Raw genomic sequence first — 19,383 nt, 5'->3', positions numbered from 1 at the left:
CTAATCAATCATAATTTATCATTTCCCATCGAATAAATAAATAGAAATTTGTTTTATTTTTAAAAAAATGTTAAAAGGCTAAATTCGATGTCTTTTTATGTGCTGAAATATGATATAATGCCGCTTTTATGATGTGCTCTACTACAGTGAAACCGCTGATATCAAGGGGTTTGTGACATCGTATGCCATAAAAAAACATCTGGCCTTTGTGAAAGGTCAGATGTGTCAAATTAAAGATATTGCTGTATCAAATTCATGTTGCTTGTATTCAGTTTATATTGGAAAACAGGGCGGCCGATTGTCCCGTATGCCATCTCCACATCAACCACTTCGATATCCTCAAGAAATTTCAAGTATTTTCTAATCGAAACTTGGGAGATTTCTGTATGATTGGCTAGGTCTTCGGTCGTGAATGCCTGCTGACCGAATGATTGAATGCTTGTCCAGATGAGTTTGAGTGTGCTCTTCGTTAAGCCTTTTGGCAGCAGGACTTTTTCCGCCTCTGCTTTTTTATGAAAAAGCTTCGCGTCTAAATCATTTTGAGAGATGCTGTTCATCGTTTGGTATAGGGCATGTTTTCTTTTATATTCTGCCAGTGCTGATTGGAAGCGTTCGAACTCAAAAGGTTTGATTAAATAGTCGACAGCTCCGTTTCGCATCGTTTGCTGTACGACATCCACTTCATTTGCAGCTGAAATGACGATGACGTCAACGGAATGATTTTGCTCACGAATTTCTGATAATAGGGCGAGCCCATTTTGTCCAGGCATATAAATATCAAGCAATACAAGGTGAATGATTTCTGATTTTAAGATGTCTAGTGCCTTCTGAAATGAGGTGGCAATCCCTTTTAATTCAAAACCTTCTATTTGGGTCAAGTAGCGTTTATTCAGCTCCCCGACCATTGGGTCATCTTCTACGATCAACACATTAATCATGTGAATCCTCCTTTTGTTTATATGGAATACGGAGACTAAAGGTCGTTCCTTCTCCTTTTTCGCTTGTGACGATCATATGTCCGTTCAGTTTTTTGATGCTTTGGTCAACAAAGTAAAGGCCAAATCCTCTGTCTTCTCCTTTTGTTGAAAAGCCCTGATCAAACATGATGTCCTGTTCTTCTTTTGTCAGACCGACACCTGTGTCTGTAATTTCAATATGAAGCTGCTCTTGGACATATCTGAATGAGATGGAGATATTTTTGTTCTCTGTATGGGAAACGGCATCGAGTGCGTTATTTAACAGATTACCGATGACCGTAATAAGGTCATGTGTGACTGCTGGGTCCTCCGAGTTTGGTACCTGTGTACTGCAATTGACTTCTAAAGCTGCGCCTTGTTCTCTGATATAGCTTTGTTTTCCTAGTAAAAACCCGGCTAAGACTGAGTTTTTCACATGGTTGATGATTTCATTTGTTTCTGTCTGCTGATAAATTGCAATATCTTTAATATAGGTGCCAAGGTCATCATAGTTCTTTAGCTGGACCAATCCTAAAATGACATGGAGCTTGTTCATAAATTCGTGTGACTGGGCACGAAGTGCATTGGCATACATCTTCACCCCGCTCAGCTGCTCAGCCAGGTGTTTGACTTCTGTTTTGTCACGGAAGGTTGCGATCGCTCCGACAATTTCCCCTTTTACCGTAATCGGCACCTCATTAAAGACCAGCTCCAGTCCGTTCATTCTGACATCGCGATCAAGCAGCGGTTTCCGTGTTTCGATTACTTGCTTTAAGCCGCTTGAAGGAAGAAGGGCCTGTACATCTTGTTCTCTAGGGTCAACCATAATGCCCATATTATGAAAAAGACGTTTAGCTTCTGCATTTGCCAGCTTGATTTTACCGTGCTGATCGACGGCAAGAATGCCTTCTTTTGTTGATTCTAGCATAGCGCTTCGTTCTTTTAATAATGTGGCAATTTCATCTGGCTCTAGTCCAAACATAATCTTCTTTACTTTACGTGCCACAATGAGTGCACCGATAATGCCAGATAAAAGGCTTAGCGATGTGACAAAGTAGAGCGGGAGCAGGCTTTGATGAATAATTAAATCAATTTCCTTTAATGTAATCCCAACTGCCACAGCCCCGAGCTGCTTGCCATCTTGGTTATAAACAGGAACAAAGGCACGCATGGACTTGCCAAGTGTTCCAGATGCGGTACTAATATGTTCTTTACCCTGTAATGCCGGTTTTTCATCACCGCCAGCAAACCGCTTCCCAATCTTTTGCGGATTCGGATGTGTTTTGCGGATACCGTTCATATCCATGACGACAACGAATTCGGTTTTGGTAATACGCTGAACACTTGTTGTATATTTTCGCAGTGCTGTATATGATTGATCTTTTTCCAATGATTTTGCTGTGATCGGAGCCTCTGCGACCATTTTGGCAGTGGAGAGGGCGATATCACGTTCCTGCTGATGAATATTTTTGGCTGTTTCTGACCAGATCGTAAAGAATGTGATACAGAGGGAGATCAGGACAACAATACAGACAAAGATCGTCAGCCGTGTTTGCAGTCTTAAAGTTTTTTTCACGAGTATACCCCTAACGCGCAATTTTTTCGTAATAGTAATACTTTAACGGGAAAATGTAAGTTTGTGAAGGAATGTACGTGCAAAATCACAAATTTGATTTAGATTCCAGTTTACTTGGAAAGCATCTTGTCAATCCGTTTTAAGTGAGCCATAATAAAAATGAGCTTATGAGAAAGGATCTATTTATGAAAAATACATATTTGACTGGATATTTTCCGCTGATTTCAATTTTGCTATTCAGCTCTGCCTTTTCTATTTTTACAGTAGGTATCACGACTGACTTCTTGACCCAAGCAGGGATTTTAAAAGGAATGCTGGAATTTTTCTCTGAACAGGGCATTCGTCTTGCTTTATTTGCCGCATTTGCACTTGTTTATTTTATGATTTTATCTGCTTTAAAACTCATTGCAGATACGGTGTTAGAGTTGGCGCTGCTCTTTTTTGCAAAGGACCCTGAAGGGGAGAACTTAAAGAAAATTCGGATTGCATCGGTTGTCTATTTGTTTGCCAGCTTACTTGCATTTCTATTGACGCAGCAGCTCATTTTGCTTGTTGGGCTTTTTGTTTTAGCAAGTCTCGTCTATTTTATCTGGGTTGTGGTACGCATTTATCAATCACTTTCCATGCTGAATTTAATTGGGTTTATGATGTTTAATCTGCTGTTTTGGGCCACGTTTTTGATCGGCATTTTGTACTTATTTATTAAGCTTTATAACAGTGTGATGGCGAGTCTGCCAGCTTAATCAGACGAAAGAAAGCATCCTCCGATGATGGAGGATGCTTTTTTTATGGAAGAAACCGCTTCTGAATATCAGGTGTAGGCATCATACAGGATGTTTTTTGACCAAACCATTTGTAGCGATTCTTTGCAATGAGTTGATAAAACCAGTCACGGATTGGTCGAGGGATCGCGAGGAGTAAATAGCTCCATCTGTATATCCCTTTTAAATGGCGCGCCGCTTTTAAGATGCCTGTTGACTTCATATAAAGGGTCCCATTTTCAATATAAATGAATGAATTGAACTCATCTAAAGGCAAGCCGTTTTCTTTTAAAATACGCTGCCCTGTATCTGATTGTAAAGAAGCAAACATCATCCGCTCATTCGGGTCGCGCTTGATGATAAACTGAACAGCACCACTGCACACGTTGCAGACACCGTCAAATAAAATGAAGTGAGAGGGTTGTGTTGAATGCATCGCAATCAAACCTCCTGTTTATCTAGCGTATTGCATAGTTTGTTTCCAAATACGTAAGTGCGGACTTGAACTATAAATAGATTCAACGGTTCCTCTATCTCTTCCTACCCATACACCCATTGTGTATTGATCTGTCAGGCCAACAAACCAAATGTCTTTGTAGTCATTGGATGTGCCTGTTTTTCCCCCAATGTAAGGAGAATTGAAATTCGCCTTTTTCCCTGTTCCACTTTTCACAACAGAGGCAAGTAGCTTGCGCATTGTTTCATTTGTACGCTGAGAATAGATTTGCTTCGGCGACTCTTTCCACTTGTAAAGGGTTTTGCCGTTTAAGTCTGTGACCTTTGTAATGGAGTGATTTCGCGTATAGGCACCTTGATTGCCAAACACGGTATATGCATCGGTTATTTCTAGCGGCGAGAAGCCTTTTGTAAATCCTCCAAGTGCAGAAGGGAGGCGGTAATCATCTGCGACAATATGTTCGAATGAGAACTTTTCTAAATAGCTGAAGCCTTTTTTGACACCGACTGTATCAAGCATACGAATCGCTGGTGTATTGTAAGAGTTCTTAAAGGCTGTTTCAAGTGTTACAGTTCCATACGTTTTATGATTATAGTTTTGCGGGCAATATCCGCTACTGCAAAACTTGCCGGCACTGATTTTACTTGATGCCGTGGCACCGGTTTGATCAATATAAGGGCCATAATCTAACAGCGGCTTAATTGCGGAACCTGGTTGTCTTTGCGCTTGATAGGCGTAGTTGAAATCAAACTTTTTATAATTCTTCCCGCCAGCAAGTGCGACGATTTGATGGGTTTGGTGGTTAATGACTGCTGAACCGCCTTCCACACCTTGATAAGGCAATTGTGCATTGAGCTGATAAACCGCTCTTTGTTGTAAGGAAGGGTCTAGTGCTGTATAAATCTTCACACCATCTTGAAGCAATGCACTGACCTTTTCTGATAATTCTTTTTGAATTGCCTTTTTTGCGCCAGCTGTTTTGGCTTTTTTCAATCGTTTTGTAAAGCCTTCCTGATCAGACACCAGATCGGTAAATTCTTCATTGGCGTAGGTCACATAGTCAGGGTAAAGATTTTTCTTTTCACTTAAGGACAAGCTGATTTTTTCTTTCACTGCTTTTTTGTATTGCTTCTTAGTAATGACACCATCTTTTTCTAAAATACCAAGCAGCCGTTCCTGGCGTTTCTTTGTATGTTTGAATTTTTTCAATGGGTCATACAGCGTAGGGTTGTTAGGAATCGCAGAAATAAATGCCATCTGTGCAAGTGTCAAAGAACTAAGCGGCTTATCAAAATAGTAATTAGCCGCAGAACCGACACCGTAAACCCCGTTACTGAAATAAATCGTATTTAAATAGCTTTCGAGTATTTCCTCTTTTGTGAATTTTCGCTCGAGCTCATAGGAATAGAGCAGTTCTGTAAACTTTCGGCTGAATGAACGTTCATGACTTAAATATAAATTACGGGATAACTGTTGTGTGATGGTGCTAGCGCCTTGGCTAATGCCATGGTTTTTCACATTTGCGGCAAGGGCACGAATCACGCCCATAAAGTCAATGCCTTTATGGTCATAAAAGTTGCGGTCCTCTGATCGGAGGAACAGCTCCTTGACGGAATCAGGAATTTTATCGTACTTCACGAAAACACGGTTCTCATCGTTTGATACGATCTCAGAGATAAGAGAACCATCTCGATCATACATATAACTGTTTTGGGAAAAGTCTACCTTTTCCAGCTTGATTTTTTGATCAAGCACTTCGTTAACAGGTTTTACACTTGCGGCTTCTTCCTTTGATAGATAAAAAGTCAGAACAAATAATGGAATGAGGGCAGCAAGTAATAACCATCCAATGATTGCACGAAACATGAGGTCACTCACTTTCTTCGGATTTCTAGCCATATCGTACCATTCTTTTGCGATTACGAGAAGGTTATTTTTAGAAAAGAATAGACGTGAAGTCTAGTAAACAAGGCATTTAGACAGAAGAAAAGAGTATCTGATGATGGATCAGACACTCCTCTCTTTTGACTTTGATTGTGAGCGGACCGCCCATAAAAATAATGCCCCGAAAAGGAAAATGCCTGCGGTGACATAAAAGACAGCTGGAATTCCGTAATGACTCGCCACAATGCCGCCTATAACGGGTCCGACGACATTTCCAAGAAAGCGGAAGCTGACATTGTAACCAAGCACTTCCCCTTGCATAGAGGCAGGCGCTTTGATGCGAATATAGGCAGTCGTACAAGGAATGATGCCGCCTAGTGCCATCCCGTATAAGAAACGGAAGATGACTAACATCCCGTAGGAATCTGCCATCGCTTGCGGGATAAATAAAATGGAGGAGAGGATGAGAAGGGCGAGCAGCACCTTATCGTGACCAATACGATCTCCAAGGTCTCCCCATTTCCGTGTAAACAGCAAATTGCCAAGCCCCGTTGCAGAAAACGCCAGCCCTGCATAAAAGGCAAGATTGACTGGGCCGTGTAAATCATGAATGTACAATGCTAAAAGCGGCTGAATACTAAAGTTCCCGACTTGCGTAATAAATGTGAGAAGCATGGTGACGACAAGTAAAGGCTGTTTGAAAATATGGACAAGGACGTCCTTCCGTGAGTAAGAAACCCGTTTTGCTTCTTTTGAACGGATCGGCTGTTCTTTCACACCGAAGATAATGACAATCGCTGACACATATATGACAGCAGCTGTTAAGAAAAATGTATAAATGAATCCGACACTGTCTGCCATAAATCCACCCATTAATGGACCGAATAACCCTCCGGCGACATTACTCATCTGCATCGTACCGAGGGTCTTACCGGCTGTTGCCTTTTCGGTCTGTGCAGAAATCAGTGCCATCGAAGTCGAAATAAAGCCTGTCACAAGCCCCATGAAAAGCCTTAACGCAAATAGTTGATAAACGGTTTGAACAAGCCCCATTAATAAAATGCTTGTTGCAATCCCAATACCGTTAATGAGCAAAATCTTTTTATAGCCATGCCGGTCACCAATCCGTCCCCAAATTGGAGAAATGAGAAAGGCTGTTAAAAACGTAACCCCAAAGACATAGCCGCTCCATCTTTGAACAAATTCATTCGAATAACTGCTATCAAGAGACTCTATGTAAAGTGATAAAAAAGGGACGATCATTGTAATGCTGGCAGATACAAAAAAGTTCACAAACCACATGATGTACAAGTTTTTCTTCCTGTTTGTGATAAAGACCACCTTCTTTATTTATTTCGTGTTCCTTAATAATTATAAAGGAAAATAAACGATCTTTCATCTGATGAATAGGTTGGGCATAGTGAATCTGCATTATTTTCACGAAAATGAAGTGATTTCAAAGTCCGTCTTAATATAATAGTAGCAGGATGGAAAACAGACGAGAAAGTGGGGTGAGACTGATGGAACAGAAGACGCTGCTTGTGGTCGATTTTGAATTTACGATGCCTGATGGGAAATATCATCCGCAAAATTTTTTCCCGGAAATCATTGAAGCCGGTGTCGTCAAAGCATCAAATGAAACGATCATAGACACATTCTCAAGCTATGTCAAACCGAAAAAGTTCCCGAAGCTGACAAAGCGCTGTAAATCGTTCCTTGGCATTACGCAGCAGGATGTAGAAAGCGGGATTTCTTTTGAGGCGTTTATCGAGAAGCTCGTGTCACTCGATGGGGGAGAAGACTGTGAGATTATCACATGGGGAAATATGGACATGAAGGTACTGAAGCAAAACTGTATGCTCAATCATATTGGTTTTCCTTTTAAGGGGAATCAAAGGGATCTGGCTTTTGAATATAAAACCTTTTTTGGGGATAGAACACTCACAGGACTTCGGAAAGCAGCTAAGGAGTACGGCAGTGAAGGAGCTGGTAAGCATCATAAAGCACTCGATGATGCCATGACCACTTATCAGCTGTTCACCCTTTTTGAAAAAGATCGATCCTATGTGGAAAATCCGCAAACAACCAAAATTGGTGAACTCATTGACTTCTCTCACTTTTTTGATTCGGCAGATTAGCGGGCGTCTTCTGGAAAATAATCTTTTTCAAGAGAAGAGAGGCACGCTCTTGATTTTTCAGCCCACTTGGAATCATCCGCACTGAGCCCTTTTTTCAATTTGTCTACGGCGTCTTTCAGCGATACTTGATAATCAGGTATGTCGCCATCATAAGGCTTGACCATATGATGAGGGATATTCGTCTGTTCCCTAAAGGCCAAAGCCCGTCTTTCCTGAAAAAAAGGTACGTCCGCTTCTTTTGGATGATGCAGGTCACCTTGAGTGGGGTGTGTTAAAACCGCTTTTACTTGAACGAGATAAGTAGATGGTTTAACGGCTGTCACTTCCCCAATGTAAACACCTGTTTTGTAAAAACCTTTCACGATTTGTCCAATCTGAATGTCTGTCATATGAAATTCCTCCATTTCCTTCGCATAAGAAGGTATTTCCTTTCTTTTAGCCAATATAGTGAAGTAAACGAGCAAAAGGGGGAAGAGCGAATCATGTCGTTCATCATATTCTTTCTACTGTATTTTCCTGAAGATAAAAGGGAGTATATCCCTGCGGCAATCACGACGGTGCTTTTCTTTGCTGCTGCATTTATTTGCTTTCGTCTGATCGTTCGTGCTTCTAAGAAGCAGGAGCAGATCGATGAAAAAAGGACAAAAAAAATGGATTGATCATTTTCTTCTTGTATCTTCAGGAAACTTCACGGTGACTGTTGTACCAGACTGCAATGAGCTTTTGAAACGAATCGTTCCATGATGATTTTCAATGATGGAAAATGTCACTGTCAACCCAAGCCCTGTTCCTTTATTTTTCAATGTGTAATAGGGTTCACCAAGCTTTTTCATTTGGCTTTCTGACATGCCTACACCGTTATCAACGAAATAAAGGCAGATTCGATGATTTTCTTTTGAAGCAAACAGTTCGATTTTACCTTCGTGTTCGGGCGCTGCTTCGATTGCATTTTTGATTAAATTAATCATGACTTGTTTGATTTTCGTTTCATCACCTTGGATGTATAAGTCTGGTTCAATCGATTGATGAATCGTGACCGACTTAAAATTCGCATAGGATGTCATCAGCGATGCACATTCTTCAAGTAATTTAGATAAATTGAGAGACTCAATTTGATAATAATTTTGTTTCGCAATATCAAGATAGCTCGTAATAATATCCTGCGCACGGTCAAGTTCAGATAAAACGAGATTTTTATAATCTTTATTGGTTGACGGCTCTTTCGAATTGTCACTTGAAAAGAGCAGTTGGATAAATCCTCTCACCACCGTCAGTGGATTGCGGACTTCATGGGCGACACTTGCTGCCAGTTCACTCACAATCGTCAGTTTCTCTGATTGGACAAGCTGTGTTCTCATTTGCGCATTCTCTTTCACAAACTCAATGGAATAAATACTCAGCACAAGAAAGAATATGTAGTAAAGAGTTGAGAAAAATAATTCGAGCAGCTTTTGCTGCATAATGAATGCAGGGCTGTACTCTATTAAGCTGACCACAAGCAGTCCAATGTAAATAAACATCCCTTTTGATAACGCAATCAGGACTCCGTATAACAGCTTTCTCTGCTTAGAATATTGGCGCCATTTCCGGTAAAGCAGGAAAGGGATGAAAAAGTAAATCGGTACAACAATCAATCCAACCCATAAAAAAGAGCCATACATCACGAACTTTACGGTTGAACTAACCAAGATAGCGACGATTCCGGCGGTATATCCCCCGTATAAAATAGCCAGTACAAGGGGAATCGATTGAAGCCCAGTCTGCAAATCTAAAATCGAACCAACTGGATACATAATACATAGTGCTGATGAAATGGATGCAAATATTGTGATGAGCAGTTTATTCGTTTTAGGGAAATGAGCAGGGGTCCGGCTTAGCCATAGTGCATGATATAAAAAGATTGGAAATAGAATAAAAGATACATGGAGCAGAAAATCCTTGAACATTTCCATTTAAATGCTCTCCTCGTAAATAATTGTAATTCCTCTCATTATATCATTTCATGTACAAAGTAGATATGATAATAGGAGGGTTTTTTTCTTTAAAAAGAACACCCGCTAGGATGTTCTTTTTAAAGAAATGGTTTTATTCGGATGATAGAGTGAATGCTTGATGAAGGCGCTTCAGACCTTCTTTCACTGTTCCGGCAGGACAGCCTAGATTCATTCGAATAAAGCCGTCTCCTTCGTGCCCATATACGTTTCCGAGCTCTAGTATGACCTTGCCCTTTTTCAGTAGATTACGTTTTAATTCTGCTTGAGTGAGCTCATAATCACGAATATCCAGCCACAATAGATAAGAAGCATCTGGTTTCATATAACGCATGCTCGGCAGATATTCATCAATATAATCCATTGCGATCTTCATATTATTTTCGAGATAAAGAACAAGTGAATCAAGCCACTCATCTCCGTGGCGATAGGCCGCCTCCATGGCAGGAATCGCAAAGGCATTCAGTTTAGACAATCCATTTCTTTGCAATTCATTGGTGAAAAGAGTTCTTTTTTCTTCATCAGAAATGATAATGGCAGATGCCTGAAGCCCAGCTAAATTAAATGTTTTACTCGGTGCAATACACGTTACCGTGATGTTAGCTATGTCATCAGAAAGGCTGGCAAAAGGCACATGCGGCTGCCCGTAAAGCATCAGATCCGAATGAATTTCATCTGACACGACGGTGACACCGTACTGTACACACAGATCTCCTACACGCTTTAATTCTTCTTTTGACCAAGCTCTCCCTGAAGGATTATGCGGATGACAAAGAAACATCAGCTTTGCTTCTGGTCTGCTTAATTTCTTCTCTAAATCATCAAAATCCATCATGTAGCGGTTGTTTTCTATTTTTAAAGGATTGGTTGAGACGATACGTCCGTTTCTTTCAATCATTTGATAGAAGGGCGTATACACCGGTGACTGAATGACCACTTCATCATTCGGAGCTGTAAAGGCTTGTACCGCAAAACTAAGTGCTGTCACGATACCTGGTGTGAAGGTGACGGCCTCTGTTTGTATCGTCCAACCGTGTCTTCTTTTGAGCCAGTCAGCTACTGCTTGCTGCGTATCCTGATCCTGAAATGCATAGCCGAATACGCCGTGATCTAATCGTTCTTTTAAAGCATCAAGCACGACTTGGGGCGCTTTAAAATCCATATCTGCTACCCACATTGGCAGCGCATCTGTTGTCAGGAACAAAGACTCTGCTTGATCCCATTTGACTGATTTTGAACCTTTACGTATGATCTGTTCGTCGAAATTCATGAAACCCACCTCTAGCCGTTTTTCAACCATTCTTGGTTGTGCTAAAATAAACATCACAAAATTTATTATAAGCGGTGATACCCATGAAAGATAGTCAAGCTGTAGAAGAGATGATTCAAGTCATTAAGGCATGGGACCCTTTTCAATATGGAGAGGACTTTTACGAAACGGAGCCTGCTGACGTCATCAGTGCCTTATACGACGCAGAAGACCCGTTATCTTTCGCGAAAGACATTCAAGCCATTTACCATCACTCGTTTGATCAGCTTCTTCCGATGGAAAGCTGCCAGCATATCGCAAATCAGCTTTTTGTCATAAGAGAAGGTAACTCCTGCTCGCTTTAAGACAGGCTGAAATGACCAATTTGATCAGACACAAAGACCGGATTTTCCTCAGGGATGAGGTGCCCGGTTTTTTTTAATGCATGCAAGGTTGAATGCGGTAGATCCTTGTGCAGTCTTTCGCCAATTTGAATAGGAACGATCCGGTCTTCCTCCCCCCAAATCAGCAGGACAGGTGTCTCCATTTTCTTCAAGACATCTGACGCTAAATCGCCTTCCCTGTGCCGAATCAAACGAAAAATACCTCTGAAAATTTGGTCATCTGAAAAAGGCTTTAAATATCCGTCCACCATCTCTTGATCAATAATCGAATGATCATGCACAACAGCGGTTAAATTCTTCATAATACCTTGCTTGAACAACTTTCTTTTTAAATAAAGATAAAAATAAGGAATATATGTGCTGTAAACAAGCGACTTTTTGGACTTATTCATATACCCTGAGCTGCACAAAAGAACAGCTTTTTCAAATAGGTCGGGACGCTCAGATGCAGCATATAAAGCAATTTGTCCCCCCATGGAATGCCCCACGAGGATCGCATGCTGAATCTGCAAATAACCAGCTAGTTCAATAATGATTTTTGCCATGTTGCGATAGCTGTAAATGAACGTATTCGATTTTTCGGACTGCCCGAATGGAGGCAGATCAATTGCAATTAAATTGAAGTCTTGTTTCAGAAGCGGGATGAGCTTTCGATAGCTGAAGGTAGATGAGAAGAGGCCGTGAATCAAAATCAATGTCTTCTTACCTTCATTTGGATAGTGTTCGTAATAGATATCTAAACCGAATTTACTTTTCATATAGGATGGCTGTACAATGTCCACACTCATCAACTCCGATATTTGATACTCACTCTCTGTTAGGTGACTGTATTGTACCCTAAAAAGTGGATTTTAAGCTACGATTAGAATCTTTTCCCTGCTTAGCATAATGGGAAAAACGTGCTATAATGTTCAGAAGATTTTTTAAAACTAGCTTTTTACAATTAGAGGTGTGAAATCAATGAAACTAACCGAAAAAGAAACTGAAATATTAGAGATTTTAGATGAAAACAGCCGCGCCGATTTAAATACAATTGCAAAAATGGCAGGTGTGACATCAGAAGAAGCAGAAGCCATTATTCAAAAGCTCGAAGATCAAAAAGTCATTATTGATTATTCGACCATGATTGACTGGCGAAAAGTAGACGGACACGAAGGCGTTACAGCGATGATTGATGTGAAAGTGACCCCAAAAAGAGGCGTCGGTTTTGATGAAATTGCTGAACGCATTTACAGGTTCCAAGAAGTGGAGTCCGTGTATTTAATGTCAGGCGTGTATGATTTATCTGTTGTGATCAGAGGAAGATCCATGTCTGATATCGCCCGCTTCGTATCTGAAAAATTATCGACACTTGATTCTGTTGTTTCAACCACTACTCATTTTATTTTGAAAAGATATAAGCATGATGGGAAAGTCTTTGAAACAGGGGACGATGACAAAAGAATCGTGGTGTCTCCTTAAATGAAAAAGTCTTATTTATCTGAAACGGTACAAAGCATTCAGCCGTCAGGTATTCGGAAATTCTTTGATTTGGCAGCCACAATGGAAGGGGTTATCTCCCTCGGGGTCGGCGAACCGGATTTCGTGACAGCTTGGAATGTGAGAGAAGCCAGTATTATGTCTTTAGAACAAGGGCTGACCTCTTATACAGCAAATGCTGGACTGCTCTCTTTGCGAAAAGAATTGAGCCATTATCTATATAAGCGGTTTCACATTGAGTACAGTCCTGAAGAAGAACTCATTATTACCGTTGGTGGTAGCCAGGCGCTTGATTTGGCCTTTCGCGCCATTTTAAACAGCGGGGACGAAGTGATCATCCCAGAGCCTTGTTTCGTCGCATATGGGGCTCTTACGACACTTGCGGGCGGTGTACCGGTTTATTTAAGTACATCGGCTGAAAAAGATTTTAAAGCCGATTCTGCTGATCTTCGTACGAAGCTGACGCCGAAAACAAAAGCCATCTTGCTATGCTCTCCATCAAACCCAACAGGGTCTGTTTACTCGAAAGAAGAGCTTGAAGATATTGCTCAGTTTGCAAAGGAGCATGATCTTTTAATCATCACAGATGAGATTTATGCAGAGCTGACGTACGATGAAGCTTTTACGAGCGTAGCGGCGATTCAAGATATGAAGGAAAGAACGATTTTGATTTCAGGCTTTTCCAAAGGGTTCGCTATGACGGGTTGGCGCTTAGGCTATGTGGCAGCACCCCCAGTCCTCCGTGATGCCATGCTGAAAATACATCAATATTCTATGATGTGTGCACCGGCTATGGCACAATATGCCGCAGAAGAAGCATTAAAAAATGGACTTGAAGATGTGGAGAAAATGAAGAAAAGCTACAGAAGGCGCCGTAATTTGTTTGTCGGCTCTCTCAATGAACTTGGACTCACTTGCCACCAGCCAAACGGAGCGTTTTACGCTTTCCCGTCCATTAAAAGCACAGGCATGACTTCAGAACAATTTGCCGAGGAGCTGCTGCTTAGCGAGAAAGTAGCGGTTGTCCCTGGAAATGTATTCGGTCCAAGTGGTGAAGGACATATTCGCTGTTCATATGCATCATCACTCGATCACTTGCAGGAATCACTTTCAAGAATCCAGCGTTTTTTGCAGAATAGACAAGTGAAAGAAGAGGCACCTGCTATCTTAAAATAAAAAAAGGCATCAATCCATCTGGATTCATGCCTCTCAAATTAGGGGGGAATACTAGAAAGCATTCTTGTTTTCAGGTATTCCCCCTTTTGAACTGATCTAAACCCAATTAAAAAATATTTTGCGTAAAAGACCGTTCTGTGATATAGTTTTTAATTGCGTATAAACGAATATTAAAACATTTATTTAGGAGTTGTTATCATGGCGACAAAGTTTGAAGTAGGCAGTGTTTACACTGGTAAAGTAACAGGATTACAAGCGTATGGTGCGTTTGTTGCATTAGATGAAGAAACTCAAGGACTTGTGCACATTTCTGAAGTGACACACGGTTTTGTAAAAGACATCAACGAGCACCTTTCAATTGGTGACGAAGTACAAGTGAAAGTTCTTTCTGTTGATGAAAATGCTGGTAAAATCAGCCTTTCTATCCGTGCAACGCAAGAAGCACCTGAAAGAAAAGAAAGCAAACCAAAGAAACAAAGACCACAGCAAGTGAAAGAAGAAGCTGCAGCACCACAAGGTTTCAATACACTGAAAGATAAACTTGAAGAGTGGATTGAGCAATCAAACCGTAAAGACCTTATCAAGAAATAAAAAAAGCACCGCTTCAAACGGTGCCTTAGGCTGCCTCATAGGCAGTCTTTTTTTATGTCTTTTTCATTAGCGGACCTCTGGATTTGGCTCGTCACGGCGGACAGCTTCTTCACTAGGTTTGAACAACAGACCAAGATTGACAAGGCCTGCAATTCCAACAAGACCATAAATAATACGTGATAATGCAGCACCTTGACCGCCAAAGATCGCTGCTACTAAGTCAAATTGAAAAAAGCCGATTAGTCCCCAGTTAATAGCACCGATAATCGTGAGCACGAGGGCAATACGCTGAATAGCACTCATCGTGATTCCTCCTTTCGCTACAGTATCAATACATTTATATTTTGCAGATTTTTAGCCAAACTATGCGTAAGAAAATGGATGAAAGCAAATTACTTTACTTTTGGAAAGAAAGAGGCGCATAATGTAGCGCGAGGAGGAGATCACATGGATCGATTTACTTATTGGAACCCAACGAAATTAATTTTTGGAAAGGGAGAAGTATCAGCCCTTTCAGATGAACTAAAACACTACGGAAAAAACGTATTGCTTGTATATGGTGGAGGCAGCATTAAACGAAATGGCCTTTATGACCAAGTTGTCAGCATTTTAAAAGAATCAGGAGCTGCAATCACTGAGCTTGCTGGTGTTGAGCCAAACCCGCGCTTAACAACAGTTAGAAAAGGGGTTGAGCTTTGCAAAGAGAACCAAATTGATTTTATTTTGGCAGTCGGCGGCGGTAGTGTCATTGACGCAACCAAAGCGATTGCAGCTGGTGCGAAATACGATGGAGATGCTTGGGATATCGTCACTCGTAAGCATGTCCCAATGGAAGCCATCCCATTTGGTACAGTATTAACACTTGCCGCGACAGGTTCTGAAATGAACTCTGGCTCAGTCATCACAAACTGGGAAACAAATGAGAAATACGGATGGGGCAGTCCAGCTGTCTTCCCTAAATTCTCTATTCTTGACCCAGTCAATACATTTACTGTGCCAAAAAACCATACGATTTATGGCATGGTCGACATGATGTCTCACGTGTTTGAACAATATTTCCATCACACGGAGAATACACCTTACCAAGATCGTATGTGTGAAGGACTTCTTCGTACGGTCATTGAAACAGCACCAAAGCTGATCAATGATTTGGAAAACTATGAGCTTCGTGAAACGATTTTATTCACAGGCACCATTGCACTGAATGGAATGCTTTCAATGGGCGCACGCGGAGACTGGGCATCTCACAATATTGAGCATGCGGTATCCGCGGTGTATGACATCCCTCATGCAGGCGGACTTGCGATCTTGTTCCCGAACTGGATGAAACATGTCATTCAAGAAAACCCAGGTCGCTTCAAACAATTAGCAGTGCGTGTATTCGATGTAGACCCTGCGGGCAAAACAGACGAAGAAGTTGGCTTAGAAGGAATCGAAAAACTTTCTGCTTTCTGGACAAGTTTAGGAGCACCAAACCGTTTAGCTGACTATGACATCAACGATGAGAAAATTGATCTGATTGCAGACCGTGCAATGGCACGTGGTGAATTTGGCCAATTTAAAAAGCTGAACAAGGAAGATGTTCTAGCTATTCTAAACGCTTCTTTATAATCGAACATGGAAAAGATAGCTGCTTTTAAGCAGTTATCTTTTTTGAGTTCTGCATGTACATATGTTACAGTAGTCTTTCATGTTTTTGGATATATATGTTTTAAGGAGATGTAGAACAGATGGAGAACTTTATTTACTATAATCCAACGAAATTAATGTTTGGAAAAGGACAACTAGACGGACTAAAAAGCGAACTCGCTCGTTATGGAAAGCGAGTGCTTCTTGTATATGGTGGAGGCAGTATTAAGAAAAATGGTCTTTATGATAAGGTCATCAGCACTTTAAATGAAGCAGAGGCTGACGTATTTGAACTGTCAGGAGTTGAACCGAACCCTCGCCTCACTACAGTGCAAAAAGGGATCGACATTTGCCAAAATGAGAACATTGATTTCTTATTAGCAGTTGGTGGGGGAAGTGTCATCGACTGTACAAAAGCCATTGCAGCTGGAGCTGAATATGACGGGAATGTTTGGGATATTATTTCAAAGAAAACGACCGCTCAAAAAGCACTGCCATTTGGCACAGTATTGACACTTGCAGCGACAGGCTCAGAAATGAACCCGGATTCTGTGATCACGAACTGGGAAACAAATGAAAAGTACGTGTGGGGCAGTTCAGTCACGCACCCTGCTTTTTCAATTTTAGATCCTGAGCACACATATTCTGTGCCAGAGAATCAAACGGTGTATGGCATGGTTGATATGATGAGCCATGTATTTGAACAATATTTCCATAATGTCAAAAACACGCCTTTACAAGATCGGATGTGTTTTGCTGTTCTTCAAACAGTCATCGAGACAGCGCCAAAGCTACTTGAAGACTTACAAAACTATGAGCACCGTGAAACCATCCTTTATGCAGGAACGATTGCTTTAAATGGCACGCTGCAAATGGGCTATTTTGGCGACTGGGCATCACATACGATTGAGCATGCAGTATCAGCTGTTTATGACATTCCGCATGCGGGTGGACTTGCGATCCTCTTCCCAAACTGGATGCGTCATACACTTGATCATAATGTCGAACGTTTTAAAAACCTCATGTTGAACATGTTTGACATTGAGACAGAAGGAAAATCGGATCGTGACATCGCATTAGAAGGAATCGACAAGCTGTCAGCCTTCTGGACAAGCCTCGGTGCACCGAGCCGTTTAGCGGATTATGATATTGGTGAAGATCAACTGGACAAAATTGCTGACATCGCAGCAAAAGAAATGGAATATGGTGGTTTTGGTAACTTTATGAAACTTGGCCGTGATGACATTTTAGCGATTTTGAAAGCTTCTCTATAATTTGGATGGCCGCTTCTCTTCATGAGGAGCGGCTTTTTGCTGCATCAATGACGATCACTTGATTTCAATAGCTAGTTCCGCTAAAGTGAAAGGGACAGAACTAACGTAATGGAGGGCTTACAAGCGATGACACATATTCAATTTGACTACTCGAAAGCGTTACCTTTCTTTCAAGAACATGAGCTTACATATTTAAAAGATTTTGTGAAGGTGGCCCATCATAATATTCATGAACAAACGGGTGCTGGCAGTGATTATTTAGGCTGGGTTGACTTACCGAAGCAATATGATCGCGAAGAATTTGCCCGCATTCAAAAAAGTGCTGAAAAGATTAAATCTGATTCTGATGTATTACTCGTTGTTGGAATTGGTGGATCTTATCTTGGGGCACGTGCGGCCATTGAGTTTTTAAACCATTCTTTCTATAATACTTTGCCAAAAGGCAAACGCAAAACACCGCAAATCATCTTTATTGGAAACAACATCAGTTCTTCTTATTTAACAGATGTAATCGATCTGCTAGAAGATGCCGATTTCTCCATTAACGTGATTTCAAAATCTGGTACAACAACAGAGCCAGCCATTGCGTTCCGTATCTTTAAAAAGCTCCTTATCGAAAAATATGGTGCTGAAGAAGCGAAAAAACGCATCTATGCGACAACTGACAAGGCACGCGGGGCACTCAAAACATTAGCAACTGAAGAAGGCTATGAATCATTTATCATCCCTGATGACGTCGGCGGACGCTATTCCGTCTTAACAGCAGTTGGTCTATTGCCAATCGCTGTAAGCGGTGCAGACATTGATCAAATGATGGAAGGTGCTGCGAAAGCAAGTGAAGACTTCGCTTCATCTGAGCTCTCAGAAAATGCGGCTTATCAATATGCGGTTGTTCGTAATGTTCTTTACAATAAAGGACGGACAATTGAAATGCTGATTAACTATGAGCCAGGATTACAATACTTTGCAGAATGGTGGAAGCAGTTATTCGGTGAAAGTGAGGGGAAAGATGAAAAAGGAATCTATCCTTCATCTGCCAACTTCTCAACGGATCTTCATTCACTTGGTCAATATGTACAAGAAGGAAGAAGAGACTTGTTTGAAACCATTGTGAATGTAGACAAGCCACGACATGAACTTGTCATCGAAGCAGAAGAACAAGACCTTGATGGGTTAAACTATCTTGCAGGAAAAACGGTTGATTTCGTCAATAAAAAAGCATTTGAAGGCACAATGCTTGCTCATACTGATGGGAAAGTACCGAACCTGATTGTGACGATTCCTGAAATGGATGCTTATACATTCGGATATCTCGTGTACTTCTTCGAAAAAGCATGTGCGATGTCTGGGTATTTACTAGGCGTCAATCCATTCGACCAACCTGGAGTAGAAGCGTATAAAGTGAACATGTTTGCTTTATTAGGAAAACCGGGCTTCGAAGAGAAAAAGGCAGAACTTGAGAGCCGTCTCAACCAATCATAAGAATAAAAGGCACATCTTTTCATAAGGTGTGCCTTTTTTTATGTTCTCATGGTGTCAGTGCAAGCCTCCCTAAGCTCTGTACATAGAATAATCAATGGAGGAGGTTGATGAAGCGATGAGAACAAATCATATTTATATCCATGACATTTCCGGGCAGGCCATCGTTAATTTTGGGAATGTTGGGCGGATTTGTCCAATGAGTGCTACGAAAGAAACATCAGGAGCGGGCAGTGCGAACGAGACAAATGCATCATCCAGCCAGGCCTTATTTGATGCCGCATTTACAAACAATGTGCAAATCACGAAAGGCAAATGTATGAATTCCTCTCTTTAACG

Annotated in this window: 21 protein-coding genes; 11 read left to right on the top strand and 10 right to left on the bottom strand. The window is 41.1% G+C overall.

The window, feature by feature from the left end; all coding sequences use genetic code 11:
• Window positions 1-230 precede the first annotated feature (230 nt).
• Together ES896_RS00480 and malK are read right to left on the bottom strand one after the other, a co-directional pair.
• Window positions 231-938: a response regulator gene (locus ES896_RS00480; protein WP_008345826.1), complete on the bottom strand. Its 708-nt coding sequence runs from the start codon at window positions 936-938 to the stop codon at window positions 231-233.
• The gene (gene malK / locus ES896_RS00475) at window positions 931-2,532 is read right to left on the bottom strand and encodes a malate sensor histidine kinase MalK (protein ID WP_017367953.1); all 1,602 of its coding nucleotides are present in this window, start codon (window positions 2,530-2,532) and stop codon (window positions 931-933) included. Before malK ends, ES896_RS00480 begins: the two co-directional genes overlap by 8 nt.
• Window positions 2,533-2,717: 185 nt before the next feature.
• On the opposite strand from malK, the gene ES896_RS00470 reads away from it, so the two are divergent.
• On the top strand, window positions 2,718-3,275 hold the full coding sequence (locus tag ES896_RS00470; protein ID WP_017367952.1) for a YufK family protein: 558 nt from the start codon (window positions 2,718-2,720) through the stop codon (window positions 3,273-3,275).
• Between the two features lie 43 nt (window positions 3,276-3,318).
• Here ES896_RS00470 and ES896_RS00465 read toward each other — a convergent pair whose 3' ends face one another.
• The 3 genes from ES896_RS00465 to ES896_RS00455 all read right to left on the bottom strand — a co-directional run bounded on the left by ES896_RS00465 (window position 3,319) and on the right by ES896_RS00455 (window position 6,936).
• Complete coding sequence (locus tag ES896_RS00465) at window positions 3,319-3,729, bottom strand: thiol-disulfide oxidoreductase DCC family protein (protein WP_017358953.1); 411 nt, start codon at window positions 3,727-3,729, stop codon at window positions 3,319-3,321.
• An 18-nt stretch (window positions 3,730-3,747) separates the two neighbouring features.
• Window positions 3,748-5,649 (bottom strand): transglycosylase domain-containing protein, encoded by a 1,902-nt coding sequence (locus ES896_RS00460; protein ID WP_135226216.1) that lies wholly within the window; start codon window positions 5,647-5,649, stop codon window positions 3,748-3,750.
• A 108-nt stretch (window positions 5,650-5,757) separates the two neighbouring features.
• Window positions 5,758-6,936 (bottom strand): MFS transporter, encoded by a 1,179-nt coding sequence (locus ES896_RS00455; protein WP_241698631.1) that lies wholly within the window; start codon window positions 6,934-6,936, stop codon window positions 5,758-5,760.
• A 218-nt stretch (window positions 6,937-7,154) separates the two neighbouring features.
• Here ES896_RS00455 and kapD point away from each other — a divergent pair, with 218 nt between their 5' ends.
• Window positions 7,155-7,772: a 3'-5' exonuclease KapD gene (gene kapD, locus ES896_RS00450; RefSeq protein WP_008345814.1), complete on the top strand. Its 618-nt coding sequence runs from the start codon at window positions 7,155-7,157 to the stop codon at window positions 7,770-7,772.
• On the opposite strand, the gene kapB is transcribed toward kapD, so the two are convergent.
• Complete coding sequence (gene kapB, locus ES896_RS00445; protein ID WP_017358956.1) at window positions 7,769-8,161, bottom strand: kinase-associated lipoprotein KapB; 393 nt, start codon at window positions 8,159-8,161, stop codon at window positions 7,769-7,771. The genes kapD and kapB overlap by 4 nt on opposite strands.
• A gap of 93 nt (window positions 8,162-8,254) precedes the next feature.
• Here kapB and ES896_RS19980 point away from each other — a divergent pair, with 93 nt between their 5' ends.
• The gene (locus ES896_RS19980; protein ID WP_008345810.1) at window positions 8,255-8,431 is read left to right on the top strand and encodes a hypothetical protein; all 177 of its coding nucleotides are present in this window, start codon (window positions 8,255-8,257) and stop codon (window positions 8,429-8,431) included.
• Here the strand turns inward: ES896_RS19980 and ES896_RS00440 are convergent, their stop codons facing one another.
• Entirely contained in the window at window positions 8,432-9,724 is a 1,293-nt protein-coding gene (locus ES896_RS00440) for a sensor histidine kinase (RefSeq protein ID WP_017367947.1), read from the bottom strand.
• 133 nt (window positions 9,725-9,857) lie between these two features.
• Entirely contained in the window at window positions 9,858-11,033 is a 1,176-nt protein-coding gene (locus ES896_RS00435) for a MalY/PatB family protein (RefSeq protein ID WP_135226215.1), read from the bottom strand.
• An 83-nt stretch (window positions 11,034-11,116) separates the two neighbouring features.
• Between ES896_RS00435 and ES896_RS00430 the strand changes: the two genes are divergently transcribed.
• Entirely contained in the window at window positions 11,117-11,377 is a 261-nt protein-coding gene (locus ES896_RS00430) for a YugE family protein (protein ID WP_019744047.1), read from the top strand.
• Here the strand turns inward: ES896_RS00430 and ES896_RS00425 are convergent.
• Window positions 11,374-12,198, bottom strand: coding sequence for an alpha/beta fold hydrolase (locus tag ES896_RS00425; RefSeq protein WP_017367944.1), 825 nt, complete (start codon window positions 12,196-12,198; stop codon window positions 11,374-11,376). The genes ES896_RS00430 and ES896_RS00425 overlap by 4 nt on opposite strands.
• 178 nt (window positions 12,199-12,376) lie before the next feature.
• On the opposite strand from ES896_RS00425, the gene ES896_RS00420 reads away from it, so the two are divergent.
• The 3 genes from ES896_RS00420 to yugI all read left to right on the top strand — a co-directional run bounded on the left by ES896_RS00420 (window position 12,377) and on the right by yugI (window position 14,662).
• Complete coding sequence (locus ES896_RS00420; protein ID WP_007500517.1) at window positions 12,377-12,877, top strand: Lrp/AsnC family transcriptional regulator; 501 nt, start codon at window positions 12,377-12,379, stop codon at window positions 12,875-12,877.
• Window positions 12,878-14,071 carry an aminotransferase gene (locus ES896_RS00415; RefSeq protein ID WP_017358961.1) on the top strand — a complete coding sequence of 398 codons (1,194 nt, stop codon included), beginning with the start codon at window positions 12,878-12,880 and terminating at the stop codon, window positions 14,069-14,071.
• A 198-nt stretch (window positions 14,072-14,269) separates the two neighbouring features.
• Window positions 14,270-14,662, top strand: a complete 393-nt coding sequence (gene yugI, locus ES896_RS00410) for a S1 domain-containing post-transcriptional regulator GSP13 (protein WP_008345795.1) — start codon at window positions 14,270-14,272, stop codon at window positions 14,660-14,662.
• Window positions 14,663-14,728: 66 nt separating this feature from the next.
• On the opposite strand, the gene ES896_RS00405 is transcribed toward yugI, so the two are convergent.
• On the bottom strand, window positions 14,729-14,965 hold the full coding sequence (locus ES896_RS00405; RefSeq protein ID WP_008345792.1) for a DUF378 domain-containing protein: 237 nt from the start codon (window positions 14,963-14,965) through the stop codon (window positions 14,729-14,731).
• Between the two features lie 144 nt (window positions 14,966-15,109).
• Here ES896_RS00405 and ES896_RS00400 point away from each other — a divergent pair, with 144 nt between their 5' ends.
• From ES896_RS00400 to ES896_RS00385, 4 genes are all read left to right on the top strand, one after another.
• A complete protein-coding gene (locus ES896_RS00400; RefSeq protein ID WP_017358962.1) occupies window positions 15,110-16,273 on the top strand; it encodes an iron-containing alcohol dehydrogenase in 1,164 nt (387 codons plus the stop codon).
• Between the two features lie 119 nt (window positions 16,274-16,392).
• On the top strand, window positions 16,393-17,565 hold the full coding sequence (locus ES896_RS00395; protein ID WP_058213663.1) for an iron-containing alcohol dehydrogenase: 1,173 nt from the start codon (window positions 16,393-16,395) through the stop codon (window positions 17,563-17,565).
• Between the two features lie 126 nt (window positions 17,566-17,691).
• A complete protein-coding gene (locus ES896_RS00390; RefSeq protein WP_135226214.1) occupies window positions 17,692-19,047 on the top strand; it encodes a glucose-6-phosphate isomerase in 1,356 nt (451 codons plus the stop codon).
• 115 nt (window positions 19,048-19,162) lie between these two features.
• Complete coding sequence (locus ES896_RS00385; protein WP_008345782.1) at window positions 19,163-19,381, top strand: spore germination protein; 219 nt, start codon at window positions 19,163-19,165, stop codon at window positions 19,379-19,381.
• Window positions 19,382-19,383: the final 2 nt, after the last annotated feature.

This window comes from Bacillus sp. 005/A4HT-01/001, from assembly GCF_004634445.1.
Classification (GTDB): Bacteria; Bacillota; Bacilli; order Bacillales; family Bacillaceae; genus Bacillus; species Bacillus altitudinis.
This window is presented reverse-complemented; position numbering and strand designations above follow the sequence as displayed.

Coding starts and splice junctions, on each gene's coding strand:
- ES896_RS00430 (WP_019744047.1), top strand. CDS start 11,117: ATGAAAGATAGTCAAGCTGTAGAAGAGATGATTCAAGTCATTAAGGCA.
- ES896_RS00395 (WP_058213663.1), top strand. CDS start 16,393: ATGGAGAACTTTATTTACTATAATCCAACGAAATTAATGTTTGGAAAA.
- ES896_RS00435 (WP_135226215.1), bottom strand. CDS start 11,033: ATGAATTTCGACGAACAGATCATACGTAAAGGTTCAAAATCAGTCAAA.
- ES896_RS00440 (WP_017367947.1), bottom strand. CDS start 9,724: ATGGAAATGTTCAAGGATTTTCTGCTCCATGTATCTTTTATTCTATTT.
- ES896_RS00390 (WP_135226214.1), top strand. CDS start 17,692: ATGACACATATTCAATTTGACTACTCGAAAGCGTTACCTTTCTTTCAA.
- ES896_RS00415 (WP_017358961.1), top strand. CDS start 12,878: ATGAAAAAGTCTTATTTATCTGAAACGGTACAAAGCATTCAGCCGTCA.
- ES896_RS00385 (WP_008345782.1), top strand. CDS start 19,163: ATGAGAACAAATCATATTTATATCCATGACATTTCCGGGCAGGCCATC.
- ES896_RS00470 (WP_017367952.1), top strand. CDS start 2,718: ATGAAAAATACATATTTGACTGGATATTTTCCGCTGATTTCAATTTTG.
- ES896_RS19980 (WP_008345810.1), top strand. CDS start 8,255: ATGTCGTTCATCATATTCTTTCTACTGTATTTTCCTGAAGATAAAAGG.
- ES896_RS00420 (WP_007500517.1), top strand. CDS start 12,377: ATGAAACTAACCGAAAAAGAAACTGAAATATTAGAGATTTTAGATGAA.
- ES896_RS00400 (WP_017358962.1), top strand. CDS start 15,110: ATGGATCGATTTACTTATTGGAACCCAACGAAATTAATTTTTGGAAAG.
- ES896_RS00405 (WP_008345792.1), bottom strand. CDS start 14,965: ATGAGTGCTATTCAGCGTATTGCCCTCGTGCTCACGATTATCGGTGCT.
- ES896_RS00465 (WP_017358953.1), bottom strand. CDS start 3,729: ATGCATTCAACACAACCCTCTCACTTCATTTTATTTGACGGTGTCTGC.
- ES896_RS00455 (WP_241698631.1), bottom strand. CDS start 6,936: ATGTGGTTTGTGAACTTTTTTGTATCTGCCAGCATTACAATGATCGTC.
- kapB (WP_017358956.1), bottom strand. CDS start 8,161: ATGACAGACATTCAGATTGGACAAATCGTGAAAGGTTTTTACAAAACA.
- ES896_RS00460 (WP_135226216.1), bottom strand. CDS start 5,649: ATGGCTAGAAATCCGAAGAAAGTGAGTGACCTCATGTTTCGTGCAATC.
- ES896_RS00480 (WP_008345826.1), bottom strand. CDS start 938: ATGATTAATGTGTTGATCGTAGAAGATGACCCAATGGTCGGGGAGCTG.
- kapD (WP_008345814.1), top strand. CDS start 7,155: ATGGAACAGAAGACGCTGCTTGTGGTCGATTTTGAATTTACGATGCCT.
- yugI (WP_008345795.1), top strand. CDS start 14,270: ATGGCGACAAAGTTTGAAGTAGGCAGTGTTTACACTGGTAAAGTAACA.